The organism is Streptomyces viridochromogenes DSM 40736 (genome assembly GCF_000158955.1).
Classification (GTDB): domain Bacteria; phylum Actinomycetota; class Actinomycetes; order Streptomycetales; family Streptomycetaceae; genus Streptomyces; species Streptomyces venetus.
In genome coordinates this window covers 1,432,001-1,440,710 of record NZ_GG657757.1, presented here as the reverse complement: position 1 = coordinate 1,440,710, position 8,710 = coordinate 1,432,001, and the positions used below count along the sequence as shown (strand labels likewise).

The window sequence follows — 8,710 nt, the reverse complement described above, 5'->3', positions numbered from 1 at the left end:
CTCCCCGGCCCCGCGGACGCGCACCGGGTACGGCGGCTCGACCCCGCCGTCCTCACCCTCCCGCTCGACGACCACCCGCGAGCCCCTCCACCGAGCGCTGTACCGCTCGATCTCCGGCTCGTCCCATCCCTCGCCCCCGTCCGGCACGACCAGCCCGCCCCCGGTCCGTCCCCGGGCGGGCGCCCACACCTCCAGCTTCCAGACCGCCGTCCTCCCCGCGTACGGGAAGCACGGCACCCGCGCGTGCGAACACCGGGATCCGCGACAGGGGCGCCTCGACGAGCACCTGCGCCGGCCCCTCGTACGCCTGCTCCGTCACCGTGTCGTACCAGCGCCCGCGCGGCAGCTGCACGGCACGCCGGTCCGCGCCGGGGTCCAGCACCGGCGCCACCAGAAGGCTGTCACCCAGCAGGAAGGCGTCCCCGCAGTCACGCAGCGCCCGCTCCTCCGGCGCCGACCACCACAGGGGCCGCACGTAGGGAGCTCCGGTACGCCGGGCCAGATGCGCCAGGGTCATGAAGTACGGCAGCAGCCGCCGACGTTCGACGAGCGCCACGCGCGCGTGCTCCAGCACCTCGGGACCGAACTCCCAGGGCTCCCTGCGCCCCGCCCGCAGACTCGCGTGCGTGCGGAACAGCGGCAGCCACGCGCCCAGCTGGAACCACCGCAGGTACAGCTCGGGTGACGGATCCCCGTCGAAGCCCCCGATGTCCGGCCCCGAGTAGGGCACACCGCACAGTCCGAGCCCCATCACCAGTGCCAGGGACGCCCGCAGGCCCGGCCAGCCGGTCGCCACGTCGCCCGACCAGGTCCCGCCGTAGCGCTGCATGCCGGCCCATCCGGACCGGGAGAACAGGAACGGCCTCTCCAGCGGCGCGAGTGTGCGCAGCGCTTCGAAGCCCGCCCTGGCCATGCACAGGGCGTACACGTTGTGCGCCTCACGATGGTCACCGCCCCGCCCTTCCAAGGAGTGCCGCGCCGAACGCGGAAGCGTCGACTCCCCGAAGGCGGTGAACGACGTCGGCTCGTTCATGTCGTGCCAGAAACCCGAGAACCCGTGCGCGAGCCGCTCCTTATAGAGACCGCCCCACCACTCACGCACGCGCGCGTGCGTGAAGTCCGGGAACACCGCCTCACCGGGCCAGGCGACGCCCTCCACGACCTCCCCCGACGTCTCCCGCACGAACGCGTCCTCGGCCGTCCCGCCGTCGTACACGGCGTTGCCGGGCAGGGCCTTGACGGCCGGATCGACGATCGACACCAGCCGGATGCCGTCCCGCAGCAGTTCCTCGGCCAGGACGGGCAGCTTCGGAAAGCGGTCCTGGTCGACGGTGAACACCTGATGCTCGTCGAAGTGGTCGGTGTCCAGGTGCACGGCGTCGAGCGGCAGCCCGTGCTCCAGGTAACCCGCGACGATCCTCCGCACCTCCTGTTCGCTGCCGAACCCCCACCGCGCGTGGTGATGGCCCAGCGCCCACGCCGGCGGCAGCGCGGGCGCCCCGGTGAGCGACGCCCAGGCGAGCAGCACGCGCGCGGGAGTCCCCGCCATCACCCAGCAGCGCAGCGGACCGCCGTCCATCCGCAGCTCGCTCGTCCCGGCCCGGTCGTGACCGGACCCCGCGCCCTCCTCGCCCTCCCGCAGCGTCACCGCGCCGTCCCAGGAACTGTCGTGGAACACCAGGTGCGTACCGCCGTCGGCCACCACCACCTGCACCGGCATCGTGATGTACAGCGGGTCGTCCCCCGGCGCGAAGGCGCGGCCGGGGTCGGTGTTCCACAACCGGTAAGTGCCGTCCCGCAGCCGAGGCCCCGCGGCACGTCCACCGAGCCCGAAGAACCGCGCGTCGGCAGCCACCTCCGCCCGCTGCATCCACCGCGCCGGGCCGCCACCGACCGGTTCCCACCAGCGCGGCGGCAGATCCCGACGCAGGGTCACGCCACCGGGAGTACGCACCTCGACCGCGCCGTGCCGCGAGACCACCACCGTCAACCGCTCGGCCACCACCCGCCAGCCGCCGTCCTTGTCCGGCTCCAGCACCGCCCGGGGATCCGGCTCCGGACAGCGCCCTGCCAGCGCATACGACGGCTCGGGCTCCGCCCCGTCCCAACCGAAGAACACCGCTCCGTTCACGGCCACGAGAACCCGCAGCTCCGACCGGCTGAACCGGACGACCCCGCCCCCCGGCCCCGGCTCCACCTCCTGCACGGTCCCGGGCACCCGCGCGCGCTCCGCCCCCCGCGCCGGAAGCCCGGTGGCGTCGGCCCGCCGCCTGCGCCACGCTGCTCGTACGGTCCGCACACCCTGCGCCGTCCCCACCGACCCCACCGCTTTCACCGAACGCACCAGGTCACGACCGTTCATGCTGCTCACCCTGCCACTGACCACCCCGTGCGGGGGTGCCGTTCAACTGTCGTTCACCCGTGCCGGAACCACATCTTCACGACAAGGACTATGTGCGGCGCACCCTGGTGCCGAAGTCGATCACATGGCATTGTCCGTGCCAGCCGCGCCACGCGCACACCCCAGCCCGTGCGCGGAGGACGCACACGACGCGCACAGTCCGGGAGCCGACCATGCCGACCGACAGTCCCCAGCCGCTCTGGCAGCCCGACGCCGAGCGCATCGCCCGCGCACGGATCACCAGGTTCCAGGCCTGGGCCGCCGAGCACCACGGCGCCCCCGCCGAAGGCGGCTACGCGGCGCTGCAGCGCTGGTCAGTGGACGAGCTGGAGACCTTCTGGAAGGCCGTCACCGAGTGGTTCGACGTCCGCTTCGCCACCCCCTACGCGCGCGTGCTGGGCGACCGGGCGATGCCGGGCGCCCAGTGGTTCCCCGGGGCGACCCTCAACTACGCCGAACACGCCCTGCGCGCAGCGGACACCCGCGCGGACGAACCGGCTCTCCTGTACGTCGACGAGACGCATGAACCACGCCACGTCACCTGGGCCGAGCTGCGCCGCCAGGTCGGCTCCCTGGCAGCGGAGCTGCGCGCTCTCGGCGTGCGCCCCGGAGACCGCGTCAGCGGCTACCTCCCCAACATCCCGCAGGCCGTGGCCGCCCTCCTCGCCACCGCCGCCGTCGGCGCCGTCTGGACCTCCTGCGCGCCCGACTTCGGCGCCCGCAGCGTCCTCGACCGTTTCCAGCAGGTCGAACCGGTCGTGCTGTTCACGGTCGACGGCTACCGCTACGGCGGCAAGGAACACGACCGGCGCGAGACCGTCGCCGAACTGCGCCGCGAACTGCCCACCCTGCGCGCTGTCGTCCACATCCCCCTCCTGGGCACCGAACCGCCCGAGGGCGCCCTGGACTGGACGGCGCTCACCTCCGCCGACACGGACCCCGTCTTTGAGCAGGTGCCCTTCGACCACCCCCTGTGGGTGCTCTACTCCTCCGGCACCACCGGCCTGCCGAAGGCCATCGTCCAGTCGCAGGGCGGCATCCTGGTCGAGCACCTCAAGCAGATCGGCCTGCACTGCGACCTCGGACCCGAAGATCGCTTCTTCTGGTACACCTCGACCGGCTGGATGATGTGGAACTTCCTCGTCTCCGGCCTGCTCACCGGCACCACGATCGTCCTCTACGACGGCAGCCCCGGCTACCCGGACACCGGCGCCCAGTGGCGCATCGCCGAACGCACCGAGGCCACCCTCTACGGCACCTCGGCCGCCTACGTCATGGCCTGCCGCAAGGCGGACGTGCACCCGTCCCGCGACTACGACCTCTCCTCCGTCCAGTGCGTAGCCACCACCGGCTCACCCCTGCCGCCCGACGGCTTCCGCTGGCTCCACGACGAGGTCCGCGACGACCTCTGGATCGCCTCCGTCAGCGGCGGCACGGACGTGTGCTCCTGCTTCGCAGGCGCCGTCCCGACCCTCCCCGTCCACATCGGCGAACTCCAGGCCCCCTGCCTCGGCACCGACCTGCAGTCATGGGACCCGAGCGGAAACCCCCTGGTGGACGAGGTCGGCGAACTCGTGGTCACCAACCCCATGCCGTCGATGCCCATCCACTTCTGGAACGACCCCGACGGCAGCCGTTACCGCGGCAGCTACTTCGACACCTATCCCGGCGTCTGGCGGCACGGCGACTGGATCACCGTCACCTCCCGCGGATCTGTGATCATCCACGGCCGCTCCGACTCGACGCTCAACCGCCAAGGCGTACGCATGGGCTCCGCCGACATCTACGAGGCCGTGGAACGCCTCCCCGAAATCAGGGAGTCCCTGGTCATCGGCATCGAACAGCCCGACGGCGGCTACTGGATGCCCCTCTTCGTGCACCTGGCCCCCGGCGCCGCCCTCGACGAAGCGCTGCTCAACCGCATCAAGCAGACGATCCGCGAGCAACTGTCACCCCGCCACGTCCCCGACGAGATCATCGAAGTACCCGGCGTCCCGCATACCCTCACCGGCAAGCGCATCGAGGTCCCGGTCAAACGCCTTCTCCAAGGCACCCCCCTGGAGAAGGCGGTCAACCCGGGCTCCATCGACAACCTCGACCTGCTCACCTTCTACGAGGACCTGGCCCGCAAACGCGCCTGACTCCAGCCCTCGACTACTTCTCGTCACCGGCACCGATGCCGCAGGTCATAGCAACCACATGGCTGTGACCTGCGGACTTATCTGCCGGCGAGTCGTCGATCAGCTCCGCCCACCCTCGTTGTCAGTGCCGTCGATTACTGTGAGTGAGCATTGATCGACCGTGCACAGGGGGAAACACATGGCGCACACCGACAGCCGAACCATGCGACGTGTCCTGCGACGCGAAATCGCAGGCACCATCGGCCTGCTCACCGACGAACACGACTTCCGGGTCATGCGGCGCTACCGCAGCTTCACCTTCGACGACCACGCGGCCTACCTCAAGCACGTGGAAGGCCTCCTCAGGGCACGGGCCCTGCAGGGCAGCCACACCACGATCGCCCTCTTCGACCCCGAGGAGTACGCCGAGTTCTGCACACAGAAGGACCTGGACCCCGACACCCCGTCGAGCCGCACTCGCTTCACGGCACAACTCGCGGTCACAGGCCCGACCCTTCCCTACGACGGCCGGCCCCTGACCGACCTCCTCCCGGTCCTCGTCGACGAAGCGGTGCGGCAGGCCACCTGGGAGTACGCCACCACGCTCCTCGCCCGCCTGGGTGCCTGCGGCTCGTGCGGTGAGGACATCGGACGCGCCGCCTTCGGCCGTGCCTCGGAGCTCCTCGTCCGCATCCTCGACACGGCCCCGCGCGGCGACCGGCACCTCGTCTGCAGCGTCACCGGACCGCCCGAAACACTCGTCGCCGCCCTCCACGCCACCGACACCGGCGACGCCCTCGACCTGGACGAGACCGAAGCCCTCGAGTTCACCACGGTCCTGGCGCTCGGCCTGGCCACCGAAAGCCCCGGCGGACTCGTCATCCGCGCCAGCGCACCAGGCACCCCGGACCGTGTCTACGGCTGGCGCCTGCGCGGATACGGACTCGTACCCCTCACGGCGGGCGAGGTCTTCGACGCCTACTGCACCGACGCCGAGTCCGGCGAGCTCATCTCACCGGAATCCAACGTCGACTACTGCGAGCCGCCCGACCTCGGGGAGGAAAAGCCCGCGCACGGGCACAACCACTGACACGCGGGAGGGGCGCCCCACCGCAGTGAAGCGCCCCTCCCGGGCAGCCGTCGGCCGTCCGCACCCGGCCTACTCGCCCGACAGCACCGCCTGCGCCGCGTTGCGCGCTTCCTCGGCACTGTCCGACGCCCGTGCCGCCGCGGCGGCACGCTCACACTGCGCCAGCGTGTACTTCGCCAGCGTGGCCCGGACATAGGGGATCGATGCCGCGCCCATCGAGAGAGAGGTGACGCCCAGACCAGCCAGCACACACGCGAGCAGCGGGTCGGACGCGGCCTCACCGCAGACACCACAGCTCTTGCCCTCGGCCTTCGCAGCCTCGGCGGACAGCGCGACCAGGTCGAGCAGCGCGGGCTGCCACGGATCCTGCAGACGGGAGACGGCACCGACCTGACGGTCGGCGGCGAAGGTGTACTGGGCGAGGTCGTTCGTCCCCAGCGACAGGAACTCGACCTCCTGAAGGATCGAGCGGGCCCGCAGCGCGGCCGAAGGGATCTCGACCATCGCGCCGAACTTGGCCCGCAGGCCGGCCTCCCGGCATGCGTCCGCGAAGGCCCGGGCGTCGATGCGGTCCGCCACCATCGGGGCCATGACCTCGAGGTAGACCGGCAGCCCCTCCGCGGCCGTCGCGAGCGCCGTCAGCTGGGTACGCAGGACGTCCGGGTGATCCAGCAGCGTCCGCAACCCGCGCACGCCGAGCGCCGGGTTCGGCTCGTCACCCGGGGTGAGGAAGTCGAGCGGCTTGTCCGCACCCGCGTCCAGCACCCGCACCACGACACGTCCCTCGGGGAACGCCTCGAGCACCTGGCGGTACGCGGCGACCTGCTTCTCCTCGGACGGCGCCTGCTTGCTGTCGTCGAGGAACAGGAACTCGGTACGGAACAGACCGACGCCCTCGGCACCGGCCTCGACCGCCGCGGTCACATCCGCCGGCCCACCGATGTTGGCGAGCAGCGGCACCTTGTGACCGTCCGCGGTGGCACCGGGCCCGGTCGCGGCGGCCAGCGCCGCCTTGCGCGCGGCGGCCGCAGCTTCGAGCTCGGCCTTCTTCTCGTTGCTGGGATCCACGAAGATCTCACCCGTGCTGCCGTCGACGGCGATCATCGTGCCTTCTGCGAGCTCCCCGGCACCCGGCAGCGCCACCACGGCCGGCACACCGAGAGCCCGCGCCAGAATCGCACTGTGGCTGGTCGGACCGCCCTCTTCCGTGACGAAGCCGAGCACCAGCGTCGGGTCCAGCAGCGCGGTGTCGGCAGGCGCCAGGTCCCGGGCGACAAGGACGTAGGGCTCGTCGCTGTCGGGGACGCCAGGCATCGGCACCCCCAGCAGACGGGCGACGATACGGTTCCGCACATCGTCGAGGTCCGCCACGCGACCGGCCAGGTACTCACCGGCACCCGCCAGCAGCTCGCGGTACGCGGCGAACGCGTCGTAGACCCCGCGCTCGGCCGTGCTCCCCACGGCGATCCGCCGTTCCACATCAGCTATCAGCTCGGGGTCCTGGGCCATCATGGCCTGAGCCTCGAGCACCGCCTGGGCCTCGCCCCCCGCGAGGTTGCCGCGCGCCATCAGGTCGGCCGCGACCGCCTCCACAGCCTTGCGGGCGCGCCCCTGTTCACGCTCCGCCTCCTCAGCCGGGATCTGCTTCGCGGGCGGCTCCAGCACCGCCGTTCCCATATGCCGAACCTCGCCGATCGCCACACCGTGGCTCACACCGACGCCTCGCAGCGTTGTCTCCATCTCACCCGTCTCCGATAGTGCGGCGGCTCCCACCGCCGCGTTGGTTGTCGTACTCGCCGTCATACGACGGCACTGACGTCACTTCCAGAGGAAGAGACTGTCGCCGGCCTTCACATCGCCGTTGTCGCGAAGATCGGAGAGCGCTTCGGCCGTGGCTTCCAACGCCACGACCGGGCAGACCGCGGACTTGCCGGCGGCTTCGACTGCGGCAGGGTTCCAGCGCACGATGCCCTGACCGCGCCGGACGGTGTCGCCCTTGTTCACGAGCAGCTCGAAACCCTCGCCGTTGAGCTGCACGGTGTCGATACCGAGGTGGGTGAGCACGCCGTGCCCGTTCTCGTCGACGACGACGAACGCGTGCGGATGCAGGGAGACGATGACGCCGTCCACGGGAGAGACGGCCTCGGAGGGCTCACGTACGGGGTCGATCGCTGTACCCGGGCCGACCATGGCCCCGGAGAAGACCGGATCCGGCACGGCTGCCAGTCCGATGGCGCGTCCTGCGAGCGGGGACGTCACGGTGGTCATGGGAAGCCTCCCAGGGGTGGAGATCGATATGGGCCGTCCCTGCGGTACCGGGCGGCACACTGTTCAGCAGCGTATGTCACGTGAAGTGCCGGTTCCGCGCGAGCACTCCGAAGTGGTCTAGACCATACCGCACATCGATTTGCACCCGCTCTGTAGCCGCATGTACAGTCGTTCTCCTGCCTGGGGCTGAGCGACACAACCTTGCGCCCTGGCCCGGCAGCACCCAACTTGTCAGATCCTATCTCGGGGTCACCTTCTGCATGCCTGCAGGACGGTGGGCAGAGAGTCGGAAAAACACTGATAGAGTTTGGAACAGCGAAGGGAAGCGCCCGGAGGAAAGCCCGAGAGGGTGAGTACAAAGGAAGCGACCGTTCCTTGAGAACTCAACAGCGTGCCAAAAGTCAACGCCAGATATGTTGATACCCCGTCTCCGGCCATCAGGCTGGGACGAGGTTCCTTTGAAATAAACACAGCGAGGACGCTGTGAATGGTCGGGCTTATTCCGCCTGACTGTTCCGCTCTCGTGGTGTAGCACCGGATTACCGGTACACATTCACGGAGAGTTTGATCCTGGCTCAGGACGAACGCTGGCGGCGTGCTTAACACATGCAAGTCGAACGATGAAGCCCTTCGGGGTGGATTAGTGGCGAACGGGTGAGTAACACGTGGGTAATCTGCCCTGCACTCTGGGACAAGCCCTGGAAACGGGGTCTAATACCGGATATTGACCATCGCGGGCATCCGTGATGGTGGAAAGCTCCGGCGGTGCAGGATGAGCCCGCGGCCTATCAGCTTGTTGGTGAGGTAATGGCTCACCAAGGCGACGACGGG

4 protein-coding genes and 1 pseudogene are annotated in these 8,710 nt (G+C 70.1%); 2 read left to right on the top strand and 3 right to left on the bottom strand.

All coding sequences use genetic code 11. The annotated features are described in order from the left end of the window. Positions 1-2,362 (bottom strand): annotated as a pseudogene (locus tag SSQG_RS06180) (glycoside hydrolase family 31 protein); the annotation flags it as partial. Between the two features lie 212 nt (positions 2,363-2,574). Here SSQG_RS06180 and SSQG_RS06175 point away from each other — a divergent pair. Continuing rightward, the gene (locus SSQG_RS06175; RefSeq protein WP_003988863.1) at positions 2,575-4,542 is read left to right on the top strand and encodes an acetoacetate--CoA ligase; all 1,968 of its coding nucleotides are present in this window, start codon (positions 2,575-2,577) and stop codon (positions 4,540-4,542) included. Between the two features lie 178 nt (positions 4,543-4,720). Beyond that, positions 4,721-5,611, top strand: a complete 891-nt coding sequence (locus SSQG_RS06170; RefSeq protein ID WP_003988862.1) for a hypothetical protein — start codon at positions 4,721-4,723, stop codon at positions 5,609-5,611. 69 nt (positions 5,612-5,680) lie between these two features. Here the strand turns inward: SSQG_RS06170 and ptsP are convergent, their stop codons facing one another. Together ptsP and SSQG_RS06160 are read right to left on the bottom strand one after the other, a co-directional pair. Next, the gene (gene ptsP, locus SSQG_RS06165; protein ID WP_003988861.1) at positions 5,681-7,351 is read right to left on the bottom strand and encodes a phosphoenolpyruvate--protein phosphotransferase; all 1,671 of its coding nucleotides are present in this window, start codon (positions 7,349-7,351) and stop codon (positions 5,681-5,683) included. A 78-nt stretch (positions 7,352-7,429) separates the two neighbouring features. Continuing rightward, positions 7,430-7,879, bottom strand: coding sequence for a PTS sugar transporter subunit IIA (locus tag SSQG_RS06160; RefSeq protein WP_003988859.1), 450 nt, complete (start codon positions 7,877-7,879; stop codon positions 7,430-7,432). Positions 7,880-8,710: the final 831 nt, after the last annotated feature.